Origin of the sequence: Sphingopyxis sp. L1A2A, from assembly GCF_005502465.1 — a bacterium.
GTDB lineage: Bacteria > Pseudomonadota > Alphaproteobacteria > Sphingomonadales > Sphingomonadaceae > Sphingopyxis.
In genome coordinates, this window is sequence record NZ_SCOT01000004.1 from 63,790 (window position 1) to 85,811 (window position 22,022).

At 60.6% G+C, this 22,022-nt stretch carries 20 protein-coding genes; 7 read left to right on the top strand and 13 right to left on the bottom strand.

Features of this window, described 5'->3' with window-relative positions; genetic code table 11:
• Window positions 1–26 precede the first annotated feature (26 nt).
• The 7 genes from bphC (at window position 27) to FFS68_RS04115 (ending at window position 7,661) form a co-directional block, all read left to right on the top strand.
• Entirely contained in the window at window positions 27–926 is a 900-nt protein-coding gene (gene bphC, locus FFS68_RS04085) for a biphenyl-2,3-diol 1,2-dioxygenase (RefSeq protein WP_037557631.1), read from the top strand.
• Between the two features lie 22 nt (window positions 927–948).
• Window positions 949–1,290, top strand: coding sequence for a non-heme iron oxygenase ferredoxin subunit (locus FFS68_RS04090; RefSeq protein ID WP_231732920.1), 342 nt, complete (start codon window positions 949–951; stop codon window positions 1,288–1,290).
• A gap of 4 nt (window positions 1,291–1,294) precedes the next feature.
• On the top strand, window positions 1,295–1,783 hold the full coding sequence (locus tag FFS68_RS04095; RefSeq protein ID WP_037557630.1) for an aromatic-ring-hydroxylating dioxygenase subunit beta: 489 nt from the start codon (window positions 1,295–1,297) through the stop codon (window positions 1,781–1,783).
• 19 nt (window positions 1,784–1,802) lie between these two features.
• Complete coding sequence (locus tag FFS68_RS04100; RefSeq protein WP_052182493.1) at window positions 1,803–3,074, top strand: aromatic ring-hydroxylating dioxygenase subunit alpha; 1,272 nt, start codon at window positions 1,803–1,805, stop codon at window positions 3,072–3,074.
• Window positions 3,071–3,661 carry a 2-hydroxychromene-2-carboxylate isomerase gene (locus FFS68_RS04105; RefSeq protein WP_037557628.1) on the top strand — a complete coding sequence of 197 codons (591 nt, stop codon included), beginning with the start codon at window positions 3,071–3,073 and terminating at the stop codon, window positions 3,659–3,661. Before FFS68_RS04100 ends, FFS68_RS04105 begins: the two co-directional genes overlap by 4 nt.
• A gap of 30 nt (window positions 3,662–3,691) precedes the next feature.
• On the top strand, window positions 3,692–5,875 hold the full coding sequence (locus FFS68_RS04110; protein ID WP_082639850.1) for a TonB-dependent receptor: 2,184 nt from the start codon (window positions 3,692–3,694) through the stop codon (window positions 5,873–5,875).
• 160 nt (window positions 5,876–6,035) lie between these two features.
• Entirely contained in the window at window positions 6,036–7,661 is a 1,626-nt protein-coding gene (locus tag FFS68_RS04115; protein ID WP_197411510.1) for a long-chain fatty acid--CoA ligase, read from the top strand.
• Window positions 7,662–7,724: 63 nt separating this feature from the next.
• Here the strand turns inward: FFS68_RS04115 and FFS68_RS04120 are convergent, their stop codons facing one another.
• From FFS68_RS04120 to FFS68_RS04180, 13 genes are all read right to left on the bottom strand, one after another.
• Window positions 7,725–8,393, bottom strand: a complete 669-nt coding sequence (locus FFS68_RS04120) for a TetR/AcrR family transcriptional regulator (RefSeq protein ID WP_161786581.1) — start codon at window positions 8,391–8,393, stop codon at window positions 7,725–7,727.
• Between the two features lie 154 nt (window positions 8,394–8,547).
• Entirely contained in the window at window positions 8,548–9,330 is a 783-nt protein-coding gene (locus FFS68_RS04125; protein WP_197411509.1) for a glucose 1-dehydrogenase, read from the bottom strand.
• Between the two features lie 67 nt (window positions 9,331–9,397).
• On the bottom strand, window positions 9,398–10,099 hold the full coding sequence (locus FFS68_RS04130; RefSeq protein ID WP_037557627.1) for a class II aldolase/adducin family protein: 702 nt from the start codon (window positions 10,097–10,099) through the stop codon (window positions 9,398–9,400).
• Window positions 10,083–11,093 carry a 4-hydroxythreonine-4-phosphate dehydrogenase PdxA gene (locus FFS68_RS04135; RefSeq protein WP_052182491.1) on the bottom strand — a complete coding sequence of 337 codons (1,011 nt, stop codon included), beginning with the start codon at window positions 11,091–11,093 and terminating at the stop codon, window positions 10,083–10,085. The genes FFS68_RS04130 and FFS68_RS04135 overlap by 17 nt, the downstream gene beginning before the upstream one ends.
• Window positions 11,090–11,638, bottom strand: coding sequence for an aromatic-ring-hydroxylating dioxygenase subunit beta (locus FFS68_RS04140; protein ID WP_052182490.1), 549 nt, complete (start codon window positions 11,636–11,638; stop codon window positions 11,090–11,092). The genes FFS68_RS04135 and FFS68_RS04140 overlap by 4 nt, the downstream gene beginning before the upstream one ends.
• Window position 11,639: 1 nt before the next feature.
• Window positions 11,640–13,088 (bottom strand): Rieske 2Fe-2S domain-containing protein, encoded by a 1,449-nt coding sequence (locus tag FFS68_RS04145; RefSeq protein WP_197411508.1) that lies wholly within the window; start codon window positions 13,086–13,088, stop codon window positions 11,640–11,642.
• A gap of 6 nt (window positions 13,089–13,094) precedes the next feature.
• Window positions 13,095–14,471, bottom strand: coding sequence for an MFS transporter (locus tag FFS68_RS04150; RefSeq protein WP_197411507.1), 1,377 nt, complete (start codon window positions 14,469–14,471; stop codon window positions 13,095–13,097).
• 20 nt (window positions 14,472–14,491) lie between these two features.
• Window positions 14,492–15,949: an aldehyde dehydrogenase family protein gene (locus tag FFS68_RS04155; RefSeq protein ID WP_037557626.1), complete on the bottom strand. Its 1,458-nt coding sequence runs from the start codon at window positions 15,947–15,949 to the stop codon at window positions 14,492–14,494.
• A gap of 50 nt (window positions 15,950–15,999) precedes the next feature.
• Window positions 16,000–18,204 (bottom strand): TonB-dependent receptor, encoded by a 2,205-nt coding sequence (locus FFS68_RS04160; protein WP_081933247.1) that lies wholly within the window; start codon window positions 18,202–18,204, stop codon window positions 16,000–16,002.
• A 57-nt stretch (window positions 18,205–18,261) separates the two neighbouring features.
• Window positions 18,262–18,756, bottom strand: a complete 495-nt coding sequence (locus FFS68_RS04165) for an aromatic-ring-hydroxylating dioxygenase subunit beta (protein ID WP_037557625.1) — start codon at window positions 18,754–18,756, stop codon at window positions 18,262–18,264.
• Window positions 18,753–19,943: an aromatic ring-hydroxylating dioxygenase subunit alpha gene (locus tag FFS68_RS04170; RefSeq protein WP_037557624.1), complete on the bottom strand. Its 1,191-nt coding sequence runs from the start codon at window positions 19,941–19,943 to the stop codon at window positions 18,753–18,755. The genes FFS68_RS04165 and FFS68_RS04170 overlap by 4 nt, the downstream gene beginning before the upstream one ends.
• A 92-nt stretch (window positions 19,944–20,035) precedes the next feature.
• On the bottom strand, window positions 20,036–20,893 hold the full coding sequence (locus FFS68_RS04175; RefSeq protein ID WP_037557623.1) for a VOC family protein: 858 nt from the start codon (window positions 20,891–20,893) through the stop codon (window positions 20,036–20,038).
• Window positions 20,890–21,750 (bottom strand): hypothetical protein, encoded by an 861-nt coding sequence (locus FFS68_RS04180; protein ID WP_052182489.1) that lies wholly within the window; start codon window positions 21,748–21,750, stop codon window positions 20,890–20,892. Before FFS68_RS04180 ends, FFS68_RS04175 begins: the two co-directional genes overlap by 4 nt.
• Between the last annotated feature and the right edge of the window lie 272 nt (window positions 21,751–22,022).

Here is a 22,022-nt window from a genome sequence, read left to right on the forward strand (position 1 = left end):
TGGCTTGAGATTTGGGAGTGCGAAATATGGTGGGCGTGACCGAGCTGGGTTATCTAGGCTTGTCGGTATCTGATCTGGATGCATGGAAGAGCTTCGCGTGCGGCGTCGGCGGCATGGAATATGTCGATGAAGGCGAAGGCGACCGCGCGTATCTGCGAATGGACAAATGGCATCACCGCATCACGCTGCATGCTGATGGCGGTGACGATCTTGCCTATCTTGGCTGGCGCGTTGCGGGTCCGGTAGAGTTCGACGAAATTGTCGAGAAGCTGACAGTCCAGAATATCGAAGTCGAAATAGCGAGCGACGAAGCGGCGCGCGAGCGCCGGGTCCTCGGCTTGGCCAAGCTCAAGGATCCGGGCGGTAATCCCACCGAAATCTTCTTCGGCCCCCAGGTCGACAATTACCGCCCTTTTCATCCCGGCCGCCCGATGTTCGGTCGTTTTGTTACCGGCGCCGAAGGGATCGGCCATTGCATCCTGCGTCAAGATGATGTGGCCGCAGCGGTTCGCTTTTATCAGCTGCTCGGGCTGCGGGGCTCGGTCGAGTACCACCTCGCTTTGCCGAACGGTGAGGTCGCTGCCCCCTATTTCATGCATTGCAACGACCGGCAACATTCCGTGGCTTTCGGCCTCGGTCCGATGGACAAGCGGATCAACCATTTGATGCTCGAGTACAGCGAGCTCGACGATCTTGGCCTTGCCCACGACTCGGTGCGCGAACGAAAGATCGATGTCGCACTCCAGCTCGGAAAGCACGCGAACGACGAAGCGCTGACATTCTACTGCGCAAATCCGTCAGGGTGGCTGTGGGAATTTGGCTGGGGAGCGAAAAAGGCGGGCCCGCAGCAGGAACATTATCTGCGCGACCTCTTCGGCCATGGAAATGAAGCCGAGGGCTACGGAATGGACATCCCCCTCGGCTGACCACCTTAGGATATTTCAAGAGATGGATGTGATTGAAATGGAGAGACTTCGCCTGTGCCCAATTGACGCCCCCCAGGACGGCGAGCCGGTTGCGATACCGGCAGGCGCCTTCCCGGCGCTCGCGGTCTATAACGTCGATGGCCAGATTTATGTCACGGCCAACACATGTACGCACGGCAACGCGCAGCTTACCGATGGCTATCAGGACGGTGCGACGATCGAATGCCCCTATCATGGCGGCGCCTTCGACATTCCGAGCGGAGCCGCGACAACTTATCCCTGCCAGATCCCGCTTAAGACCTATGAAGTGACGATCGAGGACGGCTGGGTGACGATCGACGCTCCCGGTGCGCCGGAGAGCTGAGGCTATGGACCTTTCCACTCTGCCTCGCACCGAGCTCCTCCGGGAAGTGACGGACCTTATTGCCCTGCACGCCGAGCTGATTGACGACGATCAGCTCGAAGCGTGGCCCGATCTGTTCGTCGAGGACTGCCACTATTCCGTATTGCCGCGAGAGAATGCCGACCGCGGATTGCCGGTTGCGACGATCTTCTGTGACAGCAGGGGCATGCTTGTAGACCGCATCGTCTCGCTCCGGCGCGCCAACATTTTTCCGGTCCATCACTATCGACACATCATCAGCACCAGCCGCATTCACGAGGTTCGTTCAGATGCGGTTGTGGCACATACAAACTATCTAGTGCTCCAGACAAGAAACACCGGCCGATCATTTGTGTATAATGCTGGTAAATATGTCGATGAAATAGTGTTCTCGTCCGGGAAATTTCTTTTTCGGTCAAAGAAGGCGATTTTCGACACGGACCTGATCGACACTTTGATGGTCCGCCCCATTTAGCCCATTTCGAGGTTGCGATATGCTCAATGTTCAAGATACGGCCGTAGGTAAAGTGTCGACCGACACCGAGGAGCCCATTGGCTGCCGGATACCATATTCCGTGTTCACGGATGATGCCTTTTACAAGGCCGAACAGGAGCATCTCTTCCGCGGCCCCACCTGGAACTTCGTTGCGCTCGAGGCCGAAGTCCCGAACCCCGGTGATTTCAAATCGACCTTCATCGGCGACACGCCGGTCGTTGTGACGCGGGACAAGGACCAGAGCCTCCATGTCGTTGTGAACCGCTGCGCGCATCGCGGCGCGACGGTATGCCGCGCACGCCAAGGCAATGTGCCGCATCTCGAATGCGTTTATCATCAATGGGCTTATGAATTGAACGGAGACCTCATGGGCGTCCCGTTCCGCCGCGGGATCAAGGGCAAGGGGGGGATGCCGGCGGATTTCGATCTCAAGCAACATGGCTTGGTCAAGCTGCGCGTCGAAGCGTTGAATGGGCTGGTTTTCGCGACATTCTCGCAAGAAGTGGAGCCGCTGACGGACTATCTCGGTCCGCTCATCACCAAGCATGTCGAGCGGATCATGTGCCGCCCGATCAAGATATTGGGCAATCAACGCCAGTTCATCCACGGCAACTGGAAGCTATACGCCGAAAATACGCGCGACCCCTATCACGCAAGCCTCCTCCATCTGTTTCACAATACTTTCGGCCTCTATCGTTCGACGCAAACCGGCGAATGCCTGATGGACGAGAGCAAGCGGCATTCGTTCCTTTATTCGAAGGCGGGCAGCAACGACGCGGCGCGCGACAGCGAAGTCTATCAGGACTCGCGCAGCTTCGACACGAGCTTCTCGCTCCAGGATCCGTCGCTGCTCGCGGGCCGGAGCGAGTTTCCGGACGGCATCACCCTCGTCATCCTGGCCCTTTATCCCAACCTGATTTTGCAGCAGATCTCGAACACGCTCGCGGTTCGCCAGATCGTCACCCACGGACCGGATTCGTTCGAGCTCGTGTGGACCCAATTTGGCTATGCGGACGATGATGCGGAGATGGACGCGATCCGCCTCAAGCAATCGAACCTCATCGGACCGGCGGGCATGATCTCGATGGAGGATGGCGAGGCGGTCGAGATCGTGCAGCAGGCGGTCAGCTCGGACAGAAAGGCAAGATCCTATATCGCGATGGGCGGCGGCGGCGCCGATGATGCGGATCATCTTGTCACGGAAGGGGCCATCATCGGCTTCTGGCAAAATTACCGCGAGATGGTGGGAATCGAAGAGAGGGTCTCATGACCGCCACCATTGATTTCTACTTCGATTTCATCAGCCCGTTCAGCTATCTCGCACAGTTGCGTCTGCCGGAGATTGCGCGTCGGCACGGCCGGGCGCTCGCCTATCATCCCATCGACATCCCCGAAGCAAAGATTGCGGCGGGCAATTACGGCCCGTCCAACCGCGAGGTGCCGGCGAAGATAAAGGTTCTGACCGCGGATCTGCAGCGTTGGGCTCGGCGGTACGACGTGCCGCTTACCTTTCCATCGAGCTTCGAGTGCGGAGGCTGGAACACAGCCGCAATCTTCGCGGCCCGTCACGGTGCCGCCGAAGGCTTCGTGCGGGATGCCTATCGGCGCATCTGGGGCCTCGGAATCGATCCGCGAGACCGGGACGAATTGCGCGCCTCGGCGGCAACGGCGGGTCTCGAAGCCGATGCCGTCATGGCCTTCGTGGATTCGAAAGAGGGCAAGCGCGCCTATCGCGAAGCGCGGTCGAAAGCTTACGCCCGCGGCGTATTCGGCGCGCCGCTTATGTTTGTCGACGACCAGATATTCTGGGGAAACGACCGGCTGGATTTTCTTGAAGAGCATGTGCGGACGAATTGAAAAAAAGAATCAGGGAGAGGGAGAATGGACATGAGGACCAACAGTTATAATAGCGGGCGCGCCCTCGCGAGCGGCATCGCACTTTTCGCACTGGCCTGGAGCGCGGCCGGCCAAGCCCAGGATACGGCCCCGGCTGCCGAACCCGAGCCCGAGGCGCAGTCGAGTTCGGGTATCTCCGACATCATCGTGACGGCCACGCGCCGCGAGGAGCGTCTGCAGGACGTTGCTGTCGCCGTGACCGCGATCACCGGCGATTCGCTCTCGGCGGCAGATGTTTCGACGGTGCGCTCGTTGACCCAGGTGGTTCCCGGATTCATCGGGAGCCGCAACATGGGTGTCTTCCAGCCCGTCATTCGCGGCGTCGGGTCGACCGGCATCTCGATCGGCGACGAGCCAAACATCGCCACCTATGTCGATGGTGTCTACCAGCCAGAGTCGGCCGCCAACTGGATCGATCTCGTCGAAGTCGAGCGCGTGGAAGTGCTGCGCGGACCGCAAGGCACGACATTTGGCCGCAACGCCACCGGCGGCCTGATCAACGTGATTACCCCCGACCCCAGTTTTGACCTGCGCGGCAAGGCGTCGCTGCGTTACGGCCGCATGCGGAGGGACGCGGGCGATTATGATGCCCGCTTCTATATCACCGGCGGCCTTAGCGATAAATTGGCTGCCGATTTTGCCGCCCTCTATCGCAAGAACGACGGCTATATCGACGATCTGGTGCGCGGCGGCACGCTCGGCGACCAGCAAGTGATCAACTTTCGCAGCAAGCTGCTGTGGCAGCCTTCCGACAATGCCAAGGTCATCCTGACCGGCGAATTCTTCGACCAGAACAGCACGACCAATTCGCCCCAGCCGGTCAATGGGAATACGGCCGGCCGTCGCTTCCCGGGCGTTATACTTCCGACCGACGCTTGGCAGGCGTCACTGACCAGCATTCCTACGCTGGACTTACGGCGCTGGAGTGCGGCGCTGCATGTAAAACTCGAGTTCGACGGCTTCAACCTCGAGGCGACGAGCGGCTTCATGAATCTGCGCTGGTACCAGGAAACCGATTCGGACGCCTCGAACATCTTCCTCGGTAATTTCCCTGCAACATTTGCGACGGAATCGGGGAGCCAGGAAATCAAGTTCACGTCTGCCGACCCCGGCCGATTCCAGTGGCTCCTGGGCGGCTATTTCTACCAGTTCGGCGGTCATACTGAGTTGGATCTCGTCACGTCGCCGGGGCCTGGAATCCCTCCGACCACCCTCAACCTTGATCCCGCACTATCGGGTCGCTCGTTCGCGGGCTTTGCCGAAGGAACCTACGAGATCGTCGACGACCTGTTCATCACTGTCGGCGCGCGGTACACCACCGAGCGGCGGACCTTCGAACAGGTCGTTAATGGAAATCTGGTCGTTCCGAAGACCGCCAAGTCGTTCAACAAGTTCAACTATCGCGGCGCAGTCCGGTACCAGTTCGCACCCGACGGAAGCATTTATGCAAGCTATGGCACCGCATTCAAAAGCGGCGTCTACAATATGGCGGGCACATCGCCGAATCCGGTCAATCCCGAGAACATCAAGGCATGGGAGGCCGGCATCAAGGTCGACCCCTTCAATTGGCTCCGCACGAACCTCGCCGTTTATCACTATACGTACGACGATCTGCAAGTTCAGGCCAAAGACGCGTCGGGTCCGAGCTACGTCCTGCAGAACGCAGCGAGCGCCAAAATCTATGGCGGCGAGTTCGAGGCGATTATCCAACCGATTGACGATCTCAACATCCGCGGCTCGGCGGCCTACAGCCACGCGCGCTATCGTGATTTTCCGCTCGCGCAGAGCTTTTTCCCGCGCCCCGACGGAGGCAACACTGTTGCCCCGGCGGACGCGTCGGGTAACGTGATGACCCGCGCCCCGAAGTGGACGTTCAACCTGGGGGTCGATTGGGGCCATGAGTTCGATGCAGGGCGCCTTGGGGTCTCGGTCAACACCTTCTACTCGACCCGGCTCTATTATGACTTCCAGAATATTTTCTCCCAGCCGAGCTATACCCTTACCAATGCGTCGATATCCTTTGCCCCAACCGGTGATCGCTGGAAATTCAGCCTCTGGGCGACCAACCTCACCAACGAAAAGGTCTTCCAGACCATTCGTGTCGGGGCGCAGGCAACTGACGGCTTTTACGAACAGCCAAGAAAAGTGGGCGTCAGCGCCGAACTCCGGTTCTGACGCGCCCAAACGCGGTCCAAGGGCTTGATCCCGCGGATCGCGTGCGGCCGGGCTGCCGCCGTGTCCGCCAGCATGAGCCTCGGTGGCTTGTGCTGGCGGACTTTGTTTGCTGTCGCGTAAAGACGGTCCGTTCAACTGCTACTTGTCGAAGGATGCATGCATGACGATCACGGGACAAATGCAGCCTGCGCAACTGGCGATCGGCACGATCCTGACATATGCCGCCGCCGCGCACGCAACCCGGGAAGTGGTGTCGCGCGAAATCGGCAGCGATCGGTTGTGGCGTTATGATTATGCAGCGCTCGCCCGCCGGGTAGCGCAGGCTGCCAACATGTTCACCCTTGCCGGGATCGGGAGCGGTGACCGGATATCGTCGCTCGCCTGGAACACGCACCGGCATTTGGAACTCTTCTACGCGGTCCCGGGCCTTGGGGCAGTGCTTCACACCGCCAACCCCCGGCTCCCCGACGATCAGCTGATCTTTACCTTGAACCATGCCGAGAGTCGCATATTGGCGTTCGAGCCCAACCTCGCCGCGCTCGTCGAGCGGCTTGCGCCCAGCCTCCCGCATATCGAAAAATACATCGTACTGTCCGACGAAGGCGTCGGCATCGGCGAGGGGTTCGGGGCGCTGGCCTATGAGCCCTTGCTCGCGTCGGCACCGGTCTCGATCACCTGGCCCGAAATCGATGAAAATTCCGGGGCGTTTCTTTGTTACACCTCGGGGACCACAGGCGATCCCAAGGGGGTTCTCTACAGCCACCGGGCAGTCGTTCTGCATGCGATGGGAGCGGGCTTGGCGAGCGCGTTCGGCCTCACGTCGTTCGATTGCGTGATGCCTTGCTCCTCGCTCTATCACGCCACCGCCTGGGGCCTTCCGTTCGTGGCGCCGCTCTGCGGCGCCAAGCTCGTTCTTCCTGGCGACCGCATGGACGGTCCTAGCCTCCAGGCCCTAATCCGAGGGGAGGCGGTTTCTTTTACCGGTGGGGTGCCCACGATCTGGACCATGTATCTCGCCCACCTCGAGGCAACCGGCGGCGACACGGGAACGCTCAAGCGGATTATGATCGGGGGCTCCGCCGTACCTCGCGCGATGGCAGAAAGCTTCAAGGCCGACCATGATGTCGATGTCCTTCAGCTCTGGGGAATGACCGAGACCTGCCCGCTCGGTGTGATCGCAACACCGACGCCGGCCGTCGCGGACCTCGGCGAGGCAGCGATGCAGGATATATTGTGGACGCGGCAGGGACGGCTCCAGTTCGGCGTCGAGATGCGCATCTTGGGCGAAGACGGGCACCCCTGCCCCCACGATGGGGCGACGGCAGGCGCGCTACAGGTGCGGGGTCCGTGGGTGGTTCAGCGCTATTTTCGTCAGCCGGCGGATTGCACCGATGTCGACGGGTGGTTCGATACCGGCGACGTTGCGACACTCGACGCCCAGGGGTTCATGCGAATCACAGACCGCACCAAAGATGTCATCAAGTCGGGAGGAGAGTGGATCAGCTCAATCGACCTTGAGAATGTTGCCGCTGGGTGCAGCGGGGTCAAGATCGCCGCGGTCGTCGGCATTCCGCACCCTAAATGGGAAGAGCGCCCGCTCTTGATCGTCGAGCCTCATGATGGAATCCTTCCCGACGAAAAGGAAATTCTATCAACCCTATCCGCGGAATTCGCGAAATGGCAGCTGCCCGATCGCATCCTCGTCGGCGCGGTGCCACTTACGGCAACAGGGAAAATCGACAAGAAGCAACTGCGCGAACGCTATGGTAATGTCTACGCGGCTTGAGGGAACGGGACCCGATGGTTCGGCAGCAATCACTGCGCGGCGAGAAGCTTGTCATCGCAAGCTTCAACCAATAGCGTCTGGGCCGCCCGTCCCGTCGTTCCGCTCCCGCAGCGACTGCGCATAGCCGGACAGCAAGGCAATTGTCAGCTCGGTGACGCGCCTTGCCCGCTCGGGGTCCTTTCCGATCTGGGCTCGCACCGCCAATCCGCGGAGCACGCTCCACAGCAGCCACAATATGTCTTCGGCGTCAGACGGAGACAGGCCGGTCTTGGCAAAACGGCTGACCCAGACTTGCTCGGCCCCGACGCGTCGTTGCTGCGACATACCGCGAACATCGTCGGCGAGGGCCCGAAGCTTGTTTCCCGAGATGACGAGGTCGAGCGCGATCAAAAAATCTTCACCGTAGAAGAATGCCTCTGCATCGTCGCATGCAGCCTCGAGGAGGCCGTCATCTTCGATAGCCTTACCCGCGGCAACGGTCGCCTTCTCGAGGGCTGCCGAAAAAACCTGCTCCAGGCAGGCGGCGACTAGTTGGTCCTTTGTCGGAAAATGGTGAAGCTGCGCTCCGCGAGAGACGCCTGCGCTTTCGGCAACGTCTGCGACGCGAAACGCCGAATAACCTTTCTCGCGCAACAGATTGATAGCGGCCGAAAGGATTCGAGCCCGCATCTTTCTACTGCGTTCGCCTTGTGGCTTGTGCGAATTGTCGTGAGCTGGGGAAATGTCCGCCACTGCGTCTGCTACACCTCTTGCCGAGACCCTCATGCGGCCGAACGTACAGATGGCATAGCTTTCCTATCGGGCTTGTCAAAGTCATAGCTGCGAGATGCAACAGGATGCCGTCCGCACCCGGCTGGCCATTCCGCCCGCCTCGTTGCGGGCCTGTTCAGCGAAACGTCGTACCGCCATCGACGGCTATCGACTGGCCCGTCACAAATTCTGCGCCGTCGGACGCGAGGTAAAGCGCTGCGGCGAGCAAGTCGTCTGCGGTCTCGTGGCGCTTGATGCACTGCATGTTCAATATCTGGGTCTTTTGCGCGGGCGTCACCGTCTCGCGCTCGATCTCCGTGAAGGTTGCGCCCGGAAGCAGCGCATTCACCGTGATCCCGTCGGCGCCGAGTTCACGCGCCATGGCGCGCGTCATACCGACCACCGCCGCTTTGGAAGCCACATAATGTAAATAGTGCGGTCGGCCCATAGTCACCACCCCGGACGAGATGTTGATGATGCGCCCATGACGATTACCTCGCATTACCGGCGCGCACGCCTTGGACACCAGCATTACGCCATCGACGTTCACGCGCATGACCTGTCTCCACTCGTCAAACGGGATTTCCTCGAAGGGCCGCATTTTCAGCGTCGAGAAGATCGCCGCATTGTTGATGGCGACGTCAATGCGGCCAAAGGCCTCCAATGTCTCCGCTATGGCGGCGTCGACGGCTGCCGGATCGGCCACATCGGCCCGAATGGCGATAACGGTGCCGGCGCCACATTCCGCTTCGACCTCGGCCGCTACCGACCGTCCGCTGTCTTCGTTCAGTTCGACGATGGCGATTTTCGCACCGGCGCGCGCGAAGCCTTTGGCGAAAACCCGCCCGATTCCTTGTCCCGCGCCCGTGATGAGCGCGACGCGCCCCGCGAAGGTGTCTGTCTTGGTCATGTCGGTCATATCGTTTCCTCTTTCTTGCTGGTATTCGGGCGAGGCAACGGGGCATATGCGAGCACCGCGCCTGACGTCATCCGCCGCTTGCTCCTCGACCTTCGGTCACGTCCATCGCCGTCAGCCAACTCCACATCCGCTCAACGACGCCGCCGGCCAGGGTCTGGCGCGCGCGTATCTCGTCTTCATCGAGAAGCCCGTGTTGAGGGCCGAACCCCATCGAGCGCACGTCGCGCTCTACCCGCGCGGCGTCTTCGAGGAAGAAGGCAAAAGTCGCAGCTTCCTTCAGATCTTGCCCGACCGTAATCGCTCCGTTTCCTCGCATGACGATCGCACGAGCCTCGCCAAGGGCAATTGCAAGATTTCTCGCTGAAGCGTCGTCGCGCAGGAGCCTGGGATCGTCCCAAAGCGGCGGCCGGGGAGCGAAATAGGCGCCTAGGCCGTGCCGCGCCGCCGGTGTGATCCCGAGCGTCGACAACGACATGGTGGCGGCGGGCATGATGCGACAAATGCCGCCGACATCGGACCGCGCGGCATAAATCGCCTGGTGCGCGCGCACTTCGCCAAGCACTTTTTGGGGAAGGGCGCCATCGACCGAGACAATAGTACCGGGTTCGTCCTTGATAAGCCCCATGGGCATTGCGGCACAGACAAGAAAGTGCCGCGCATCGATGCGCGCACTGCAATGGCCGAACGCGTGCACGAGCCCGGCGTGCGCCAGGCCGCGCGCCGCCATGCGCACCTGCATCTGAAGTCCGGGGTCAATCGTCGCCGGCATAAAACCCTCTCCCGAAGCAGAGTGATTCGGCCATCTTCATCGCGGAGGCCATGCTGGCGTGCTGGGCGATGCCCTGTCCCGCAATTTCCATGGCAGATCCGTGCGGTACGGTCAGATGAACATAATCGAGGCCGATATAGATGGTGCACGCGCCTTCGAAGGCAGCCGTCTTGAGCGCAATCTGGCCCTGGTCATGATACATTGAGACAACGACGTCGTATCGCCCCTCCATGGCAAGACGAAATATCGAATCGGGCGACACCGGCCCCTCGACGCGGCGCCCCGCCGCGCGCTCCCGTTCGACCGCCGGCGCGATCTCGCGCACTTCTTCAGTTCCCATCGCGTGCGGATTCAGGCCGGCGACGCCGATCCTGGGGGCATTGACGCCCCAACGCCTGAAAGTCTCGTCAACGAGACCGATCAGCGACGACACCGCCGCGGCAGAGACAGTGCCCGGGACCTCGGCGATGCTGATATGCTCGGTGATTGGGACGATCCGCAACGAGGGGCTGACTCGCAATAGATAGGTTCCAGTCGGCTGAAGATCGTCGATCGACGATATTTCGCCAGACGCCTTGAGTGATTGCGAGTCGACCGGGGCCATGATCCAGCCATCGATCTCTCCATTGCGAGCCAATTGCTCGGCCAAGCGGATCCATTCTATCACCGCCCGGCCCGAAGCGGCGCCCGACTGTCCGATATCCCATGCCCCCCTCGCCAGCGAGCCGTGGTCGAGAACGGCGATTTCGCCAACCGCACCGGACACCTCATCCGGCGTTTCCACCTGGTAGATGGGAGGGCTAATCCCGCTCGCCGCGGCCGCGAACCGGACAGCGTCGATGCTTCCGATCAATAGGTGCCGCGCCGCGTGGTTGCCGGCGGCGAGTGCCTTGACACAGACCTCTGGACCGATACCCGCCGGATCGCCAATGACGGTAGCGATGAGTGGCTGCTCACGGCGCGGCTTGCCCGCTCCTTCGCCTGCACCTCTCATAGCAGGAAGGTCACATTGCGCATGGGCGCATCATTGTTGATCAGATAGACCTTCTTGCCCAAGATTTTGAAGCCATCGGCCCCCTGTTTCAGGAGGTGGGTCGCGCGCGCGAACAAGGATTGATGCTGACCGGAGCGCGCCTCGCCCAGGATGAAGTTTGAACTGACAAGGACATCGGATCCGCCGGATGCGGCGACCGTAATGTTCGAGACGATGCGGATCAGACGCGACTTCGGACTTTGCGAATGCATCCGCTTATCCTTCAGGCGGAATATTCGATCCGAGATCTGGTCATAATGCTCGTAGATGATCGAGACGGACCGATCGGGGTCGAGGTCGGCCTGATTGGAGGGAACCCAGTAGAGGCCGCCCGGCTCCCAGAGCGCGAGCCAATCGTCATAGGCGTGGCTGTCCATCAATTCGGCCTCAAAATACAAAAATGCTTCGATTTTGCCGAAAATGTCGCTCCCGGGCAGGATTGCCCGGCTCTCCTTCAATTCCGAGAAGACGGTGAAATCGCAAAGATCTGCTGCTACCATGTTCATCCTAACGCCTCCCATCGGGCGATTCTTCGGCCATCATCGCCAGCCATTGCCGGATCTGAGCGCGCTGCGGAACCTCGTCGGAAACATGGCCGACGATCGTCCCATCTTCATCAACCCACTCGCGCTCCATCCCGCGCGATATATTGATCCACGGATCGAGATTAGCCTCCAGGCCGAGTTGCACCCGCTCGAAAATCTCGGCGTCGTCTGTCGATCCGGATCCTGCGGGTCCATAAAAGGATTCATGCTGGCGAAGTCGCAGCGCATTGATTTCGGTGCTGACGTTGGAGAACAGCACAGGGAACATCACGACCTCGGTCTCGTCGACAGACAGGGGATTAACGATCCGGATCTGGTTGTTGATCAGTTGCAGGTTTGGAAAAACGCCGACGTGAGGATCGCCCGCCATGGCAAGCAGCATGTCCGCCCAGGCAACATCATGCTCTGCATAGAGCGCGTCGATATAGTCTGCCCCTCCCGGCGTGTTTTCCAGAAGCGCGCGATATTTTCCCGAGTGCTTGAGCCGATGCTTACGGAAATCGAGCATCGTGTGGCCATGACCGAAGTCGCGCGTTTCCGAGATTCCGTCGAAGTCGAAGGGGTTCGCACTGTGCGTGGCACCGAGGCTGTGACCCGAATCGGTGTGTCGTTCCCATGTCGCCAGCACCGAGGCATGGACGAACAACGGATGATATCCATCCATCCCGACCTGCTTCCAATTTCCTTTATAGATCGTCCGGTTGGATCCGGCTCGCACGCTCAACTCTCCGCCCGGTGCCGCGTCGACCAGGATGTCGATCACCTTGGCTGCGTTGCCGAGATAGTCCTCGAGCGGAAGGACCTTTTCGCTCAAAGCCGCGAATATGAAGCCGCGATAATTTTCGACCCGCGGCACCGGCGTGAGACCGTTTTCGCTCGCGTCGAAACTCGGCCCATAGCCGTCGGGCCCGGAAACGCTGACCAGTTCGCCAGCATTGGAATAGGTCCAGCCGTGATACCAGCAGCGGAAAAAGCTGTCCCTGCCTTCGTCCACCTCGCAGACGATTGCGCCCCTGTGTCGGCAGCGGTTCAGGAAAACGCGGATCTCGCCATCCTGGCCGCGAACAAAAATGACCGGTTGACGGCCCATCTGCCGACGCTTGAACTCGCCCGTTTTTGCAATCTCGCTCTCATGGCCGATGAACAGCCAACCGGTGTGGAAAATCCGCTCGAGTTCAAGATCGAAAATCTTCGCGTCGGTATACACCGCCGAATGAATCCAGCCCGGTGCCACAAGCGATCGCAGGCCTGCCGCGTCATAGTCGCGGCCGCGTATGTCGAGGCGGTCCGGCATGCGGTGCGGTCCTGACGGCGCGCGATCGCCCTTGCCGGCCGGCAAGGTGCCGCCGGCGCCCATTGCTAGATGATTTTCCGCTGACAATTTCATTCTCCAGACAATGATGATGAACAATTTGTGTCACACTGGATTGACGGCCTTCCACCTGGTCATGTCGCGCCCGATCGACGACCGCGCGCGCCAGAAAAGAAATGCGGAGAATGGTGCGACCAGGCTTGTAAGGATGAGGGCGGCACGCAAACTCCTGCCGGAATCTTGATCGAACTGCCACGAGATCGCGTCGCTGGCCGTCCCGACGAACAGCGGTCCCAAACCCACGCCGACCAGGTTCAAGACCAGAAGGAAGAGGGCGGTCGCGCCGCCACGGATCTCCGGCGGTGAGACGCTTTGCTGGGTACTGTGGACCGGGCCCATCCACATGGCCCCTAGCATGTTGGGAAGCGCAAGGCCCGCAAGCGCCAGCGCGCCACTGTCGATGCTGAAGATGACGGCATAACAGGGAAGGGCCGCCAGCGACGCAAACGCAGGGATGGTTACATAGGCTCGGACGTCGCTCCGGCCGAACCGATCGGCCAGCAACCCACCGAGCCACACGCCGGCGGCGCCTGCGAGACCTGTGGAAAGACCGAGCGTCAGGCCCAGGAACCCCGAAACCCCCATCCCGGCCTGGGTGGCCATGGCGACGATCTCCGGGCCATGATTGCGGATAAAAAAAGATGCGATGAAAGGTCCGAAGCCATATCCTACCGCGGCTTGCAGCGCAGTCGCGATCACGATGAGCCGGTAGGTGCGAACCGCCCAAAGCGTCTTTACCGCCGCGAGAGCGCCCGGCGGCGCCGTTCGCAACAGAGCGGCGTGCGCCTTGCGCGGTTCGCGCAAAACCAGCAGCAAAAAGGGGGCAAGGACGACACCTGGTATGCCGGCCACCAGAAAGGCGGTGCGCCAGCCATAGGCATCGGCAACCAGCCCTCCCAATGCCATCCCCGCCAACGTTCCCAACGGCACGCCAAGATAGTAGAGCGAAAGCGCCGACGCGCGCCGCTCGGGTGGGTAATAATCGACGATGAGCGAATTTGCGGCAGGTGTCAGGCCGGCCTCGCCAATCCCCACTCCGACACGCCCCACCAAAAGTTGGGGAAAGCTTCGCGCGAGGCTGCAGGCGATGGTGAACCCGCTCCAGACGAGAACGGAAAATGCCATGATCTTTGGCCGGTTGCCGCGATCCGCCCAGCGCGCGAGCGGGATTCCGGCGACGCTATAAAGCAAGGCAAAGGCAAGGCCCGACATCAGCCCGATTTGCCAGTCCGCCAGCTGCAACTCTTCCCGGATCGGTTCGGCTAGAATGTTGACGATCTGCCGGTCAACAAAGTTGAGTGTGAGAGCAAAGGTCAGGAAAAACATGGCGATGCGGCGGCGGAAAGCCGCCCCCGCCACAGCCAGCGCGGCTTCGCCCTCGCCAGGCGGCGTGCGTGCTGTGCCGAGCGCCGGTTGCAGCACAGGAGGCGCGCCCCCGCCCGTCACCGGTTGCCCGATCCCAACGAGATGAAGATATTTTTCTCCTGGGTGAACGCCAGCAGTTCGCCGAGGCATTCCTCACGGCCGATGCCCGACTGTTTCATTCCGCCGAAGGGGGCTCCAAGAATGTGGCGTGAGGTCTCGTTGATCCAGACATAGCCTACGTCGACGGCCATGGCGGTGCGGTGCGCGCGTTCGAGATCTCGTGTCCAGATTGAGCAGGTCAATCCATACTCCAGTTCGTTGACGACCTCGATCATCGTCGGCTCGTCGGACCATCGCAGGATTCCGAGCACCGGCCCGAAAACCTCTTCGCGGGCCAAGCGCATGTCAGGGGTAACGTCGGCAAACACTGTCGGCTCGATGTACAGGCCGCGCGCAAGAGCTTGGTCGGCCGGTGGCCCCCCGCCGCATATCAGTCGAGCGCCTTCCGCCTGGGCGCTATCGATGAATCCGACTATGCGCTCATGCTGTTTCGCGCTGATGATCGCGCCCATCGAAGTCGCCTCGTTGGACGGATCGCCCGGCTGAAACCGCTGGGCTTCCTCCTCGATACGAGCCAGAACCGCGTCGTAGATGTCCTCATGTATGAACGCCCGGCTCGTCGACCCGCATGATTGGCCGCACCACGCAAAATTCATGCCCTGGATCAAGGCTTTTGCTACTTCGGCGGGATCGGCATCGCCATAGGCTATCAGGGCATTCTTGCCGCCAAGTTCGAGCAAGACTGGCTTGAGCGTTGGACTGGCCTCGCGCATCAGAGCGCGACCTGCAGCCGCGCTCCCCACCAAGCTGATCATCGCCACCTTGGGGTGGGCCGCTAACGCCGCCCCCGTTTCGGCTCCTCCCGTAAGGACGCTGAACGTACCCGACGGCAACAAGCCGTCGATCAGCTCGGCGAAGCGGAGTGCTGACAGGGGAGCCTGTTCGGATGGCTTGACGATTACCGCATTGCCGGCTGCAAGGGGAGCGGCAACCTTGCCGGCGCAGAACAGAAACGGATGATTGAAGGCCAGAATGCGGGCGACGACGCCAAATGGCTGCCTGACGGAGAAGTTGACCGCATCTGGTCCGACGGGGACCGAAGCACCTTTCATCTCCGTCACCAGCCCGGAGAAATAGTCGATGAGCGCGGCTGCCACATGGGAGTCGGCCGCCAGTTCACGGACCGGGTTGCCGCAATCGAGAGCATCGAGTTGCGCCAATTCCTTTGCATTCTGGCGAATGACTGCCGCTACTTCGCGCAGCAGCCGGGCACGTTCGAGGGGTGGCACATCGCGCCAGACCCTGGATCCGACGGCGGCAGCGAGGACTGCCCGGTCGACATCCTCGCTTTCTGCCTGCGCGACATGTGCGATGAGCGAGCCGTTGGCCGGATTGTGCGAGGGACTGTACCCGCCCGCCGTCGGTGCATGCCACCCGCCATCATAGTAAAGGTCGTACTGATCTGGAATTGCCATCTATGCTCTCAATCCTTGAGGGGCGAGCCAGCCTATGACCGGCGATCGCATCAGAATTTCACTTCGACGCCGGCGCCGATACGCCGGGGCAGCTCGTACCTGAGATCGGTGCCAAGCGCGCCGGGCCGAACTTCCTGGATGATCTTCTCATTGGTCAAATTCGTCGCCCAGATCGAGAACCGAAACTTTTCGTCATCCGTTCGCCACGAAATTTCGCTGTTGATCGCCGTATAGGGATCCTGCTTCACGGAATTCAGGAAGTCGAAATAGACGACCGAACTGCGGAACAGGGTGCCGTTGATGTTCAACATTCCCGATGCGAGCGGTACGTCGAGACTTGGAGCGATGTTAAAGGTCCAGCGAGGTGCCCGCGGTAGGCGGTTGCCCGACACATCCGCTTGCGACACGATATTGCCTCCCGTTGGCCGGGGAATGAAAACTTGCGCGAGCGGAAAATCGTCATATTCCGCATGGGCGTAGGCGACCGCCGCGTTGACCCGGAAATGATCGGTTGGCGCCAAAGTGGTTTCGAGTTCGCCGCCGTAAAGAGTGGCGTTCGCGGCGTTCTGCAGGACATAACCGGGACCCAACGGATCGCGGGCAGTGACCTGCAAATCCTTATAATCATAACGATACAAGGCGAGATTGGCGCGCAGCCAGGGCGTGATGTCAGACTTGATACCGCCTTCGAGGGCTTTGAGCGTCTCGGGATCGACCGCGAGAGGCGACACGCCAGTCATGTTGAACACACCGCTTTTGAAGCCGGTGCTGTAGGTCGCGTAGATATTCGTGTCCGGTCCGATTTCGAACCGGACCGTGCCTTTATACGTGACCCTGTTAAAGGATTTTTCCGCTGTCTGCGGAAAAAGGGCGACGCCGTTTACGATCTGATCGAAACTTCTTTTCTCATGGGTGTAGCGAATGCCGCCCGTCACGAACAGGCGCGGGACGACCTCAAGCGTCGCCTCGGCGAATCCGGCATAGGAGGTCGTCTTCAGGACGGGGTCGAATGTGCGCACGAGCAGTGGCTGGCTCGGATCAGCGCGACTGCTCAGAATGAAGTTGGCGTCGCCGGAGAGGTGGAAGGCATATAAACCAGCGATCCATTGAAGCGGCCCGGAGCCGGACGAGAGCAGGCGCACTTCCTGACTATAATATTCCGATGCGATTTTGGGGGCCACAAAAGTCGCGAGCAAGATATTCGACGAATCCGAATCCGTCGCCTGAGAGGTTCGGTTGGAGGCATATGCCCCGGTCGTCTCCAGATTGACCCCGCCTAGATCGAAGCGTGTCTGCAAGGCGACACTGTATCGCCGGGTGGCGAGCGAGGGGCGCAGATCGGCGGACAGCTGCCAGGGTTTCAACGGGAGGATCGCGCCGGGAAAGGCTCGACCTGCCGTGTTATTCTCATAGGGCTGGTAGACATTCTCCGAGCCCTTGCGATCGAAATATTCTCCCGTGAGGACGATCTTGTTTCCGTTCTCGCCGCGGTACATCAGCTTGCTGCGGACATCGACAACCTGATAGCCGCCAGCTTTCCCACCGCGCACGAGATCGTCGACAAAACTGTCCGTTTTGCGGTAAATTCCGGCGATATCGGCTGCAATCGTATCGGACAGGCCACCAGTCAGATAGCCGCGCACATTATAGTCTCCGTCGCCCGTCTCGAGGGCGGCCGCGCGCGCCGAAACCATGCCGCTGAAGTCGAAACTGGGATCAGGCGTAATGACATTGATCAACCCGCCCGTCGCGTTCCGACCGAATATTGTCCCCTGCGGCCCGCGCAGGACCTCGACGCGGTCGACCTTGACGAGATCGGTCCAGGTGGAAAATGGGTCTCCCTGGTAGATTCCATCGACATAGGTTGCTACGTTTGACTCGTCCCCGACCGAAATACTGCTCGACCCCACCCCGCGGATAACGGGCAGGAACACGCCCGCAGCGCGGCCACCGAAGAAGCCGGGCACGACCTGAGTGAGATTCCGGATGTCGGCCGCACCCGAACGGCCAAGCGATTCCGAAGTCACGGCGGTCACCGCGACCGGCACATCCTGCAACTTCTGTTCCCGGCGCGTCGCGGTCACGACGATATCTACGAGGCCGCTCTGCGTCGAGGTTTGATCCTGATCCTCGGCTGGGGCCGACGGGCTGGGCGCGGACAAACCGCCAACGGGCGCCGTTTGCGCCATGGATGGCGCGGCGGTCACGGCTGCCGTCATCATCAGCAGCGCTTTGGATGCAAAAAGGCCTTTCATTTTCGGTCTCCCTCCCGATTATTTAGTAATTGATTTATAAGGTTATTCTGTCACCGCTCACAAAGGAAACACCAGATACCGCGGCACGACCGCGTTGTCGGTCACCGCGTTCCGCGACAGAAAGCGACATTGATCGTCTTCCATTCGAATAATGTCCTCGTAGGTCCCGGCGGCCAGCTGCTGCGGCAGCCCGGTATCGTCGGGGGTAAAGATCACGGAGAAGTTCGAGACCATGTCGACGAGACCATCCGCGCGGCGGCTGGCGTGCACGCGCTGAACGAAATGCCGGGTACGATAGTCCTGGAATGTACCCGCCCATATGTCTTCGATGAAGGTGCAGCGATCGATTAACCTGTCGCGGCAGTCGTCGAGCATCATCGCCACGCGCAGGCCGCTCTCGACATCGTTGCGCGCGATGCAGATGTAACTCGCGCTCGGATCATCTTCGAACGTGTCGAGCCACGACCGCATTTTCTTCCCGTCCAGTGCCGACATATATGCCGACTGGAGTTCATCGAGCCGCGCGAGCTCGTCGAGCGTCAAGCGCGTCATGCCTCCCTCCTCCGGAAGCCCATGGCGGCGCGATAATATTCCCAGTGCGGAAGATTGCCGCTCTCGTCGTTCTGACGGAATTCGAACCCGAGCCGGGATGGATCGGTGACGCCTTTTTGGAAGATGGCCTTGCCGGGGGTGCGATTGCCGATCTGGACCCGGTGGAAAACCGAGGCGTCTTCCATACTGATCAGGCCGGACGGGCCGATCGCGTTGGAGCTTTGCCTTATTCGGTGCAAGACCATCGCGTCATCGTCGTCCTGATGCGCGAAATAGGCGTAGGTGACTTCCACCTCGTCGATTGCGACAGGCGTAGCGAAACGGATGCTGATGACGTTCAGGTAATTTGAGGCGACGAGCATCGGAAAGAGAGCGAGCACGCTGGCGTTTTTCGGCCGCCCCTCGTCGCGAAACTCGATGACCGAAGCATCGCGGATTACGCTCGTGGGCTGGGGAACGGTCAACTCGGTTTCGATGCAATAATGGCCACGTCCGGTAGTCGCATACTGGCGGCCTGCGCCGCCCTGCCAGTTGAGCATCGTGAACGCCTGGTGCAGGAGCGGCGGATGATAGCCGTCGTTGTCGCTATAGGCTTTCCAGTTGGTCAGATACCGGACCCGATGATAGCCAATCAGCTTGAGGCGTCCGTCACCGGCCATGATGTCCAGCAACGACCCTTTCGCTTCCTGCAGGAAGTCGTCGAGGCTTTCGGTGTCCGGCGACAGCGTCACGAACAGGAGGCCGCCGACCGATTCCTGCCGCGGCTGGGTCAGCGGATAGTCTTTCTTGTCGAAACCGGGGATGAATTCGCGCTGATTGGGGCAGCCGACCAACTCGCCCTCTTTGTTGAACAGCCACCGATGATAGGGGCATTCGAATTCGGCTCGATTGCCCGAAGGCTTTACCTCGATCTGGGTGCTGCGATGTGAGCAGGCGTTGAAGAATGCCCTGACCCGTCCGTCGTCGCCGCGGATGATGAGCAGGGGGACGTCCGCAAGATTGCAGGTTTTGAAGTCCCCCGGGTGCGGCACTTCGCTTTCGTGCGCAACGGGATGCCACTCGGCTCCACGGAAAATCCGGTCGATCTCGGCTTGGTAGAGGTCTTGCCGGACGAAAATCTCCTTGGGGATTTCGTTAAAATTTGCCGGCCAGACAATGTCTTGAAGATAAGCCTCCGGAACCGTCATCTCCCATCCTTTCTCTTTGCTATTTCGCCGCCCGCGTCACCTCGCGATGCGGTCACATTCATCCCATGCCCGCTGCCCACCGGGGCCCAAGTCTATGTGGACAACTCCTTGATTTTCGGGGTTGCGCCCCACATGCAGAAGCTCTTCGGTTCAAAGCCGAACTGGCGTTCCCTGTAGGTCTCTTCGTCGACCTCGCGCACGCCGACGGAATATTCAAAGACCATCCCGTCGGGACCCTCGAAATATACGAACCGCGCGCCCGAAGTCGGATGCCGGCCGGGTCCGAAGACGATGGGAACCTTATGCTGGCTAAGCAGCGCGTAGCTGCGCTGCACATCGTCGATCGACTGAACCTGGTGGTTGATGTGCTGGATACCGCACCGGTCTGCGGGGACGAGCGCGATGCTGTGGTGAATCTGGCTCAGACGGAGCAGCGGGAGCTCGCCTACCCGGTCACTGACGCGTGCATTGCATATTTGGGTCCAGAAATGCTCATCGCGACCGGGATCCCGGCTGAACAGACCGACGTGACTGAAACCCGTAATTCCCGCGTCGCGAGACAGCTGCGCGCCATTGCCACCGATCTGCGGCGAAACCGCGAATTCGATGCGTCCCCCGCTGGGGTCACGAAAGGCTATGAATTCGGAAACGTGCCGCTGCTCGCGTTCCTCATGCGAACCGTAGCACACCTCATACCCTAATGCTTCGAGCGTTTTCGCCGCATTGAGGAGATCCTCCCCATTCGCCAATTCGAAGCCGACAATCGTTTCGGATGGGTCGCCGATCTCGTAGCTCATCGTGCTCATGCGACTATCGGAGCGAAACGACAGGCGATCAACCGCGCGATCGACAGGCTCCAGGCCAAGTATTCGCGTGGCGAAATCGGTAGCGGCCGCGACATCCGGTGTCTTGAGACGAGTATAAGCGATGTCAATGATGTTGATGGTCATGGCAACGTTCCTCCCAATTCTTCGAGGTTGGAGGTCGAACCCCAACTGCATAGCGAGGCGGGAGAATCGGCAAACTGCCGTGGCCGGCGTCCGACGGGCGACGGATCCGATCGGGTCGAATAGGTGAAATAGCTGTCGGGCGAGGGCCCGCTGAAGGTCAGAAACACTTCACCGCTCGCGGGTTCCTTGCCTGGGCCGCGGACAATGCCGACCTGCCGGTCAAGGAGAAAATATTTCGACTGCATCACGGCGTCGATGCTCTCGACCTCAAACCCCACGACGAGGAAGCTCTCGCGCTTGCTCGGCACAATCATGATCCTGTGATGCTGATCGTCCCAGCCGAGGTAGATTGCGTCGCCCACCCGATCGGTGATCCGCGCTCCGAGGATGTCCACCCACACAGCGGCGTCAGACGCCGGGTCCCGGCTGCCGAGGATCACGTGTGACAGGCCGACAATTCCCGCATCGCGCGATGGAAAATATCGCTCGCCGCTCTCCTCGGCCCGAACGACCAGCTCGATGAGATTGCCGCTTAGGTCGCGACAGGCGAGCCCCGCGTGATAGCGGCGGCTTCGACACAGATCGTGAGGGATCGCCTCGACATCCCAATTTCGCTCCCTGAGTTTCCCGGAGACTTCCTGCAGCTGCTCGACGGTTCTCAGCGACACCGCCACGCTGGGCCGGAGGCTGCTCCCGGAACCGTCGAACTCCAGGCAATAGGACCGAGAGTCAGAACGGAACCGTTCGGCTTCCGGCAACCGTTCGCTGTGCTGCAGGCCGACGGTATCAACGGCGAGCCGCGTGGCTTCGCTAAGCGACTGAACCGGGATCCGTACGAACCGTAGCTGCTCCAGCATTTGCCACCTCAAATCCAATGATCAGTCAGTCTGTACTGTTTGTTTTGATTCGGGGCAAGCCTTATCGCGAGTCCCGAGAGGGGTGTCGTCATGACCGGGGCGATGTGCTGAGCGGCACCTGGCAGCATAGGGTTGTTATCGCCCGCTCGTCGCGAACGTTCGATCCTTCAACGCGCAGGGCCCGAGGCAAAGAGCGGCCGGCTTCGGCGAGCCCGTCGAGAGCGATCTGGTAGTCCCCGCTGCCCCGATATCAGACGTGTCGTGTCGGGCGA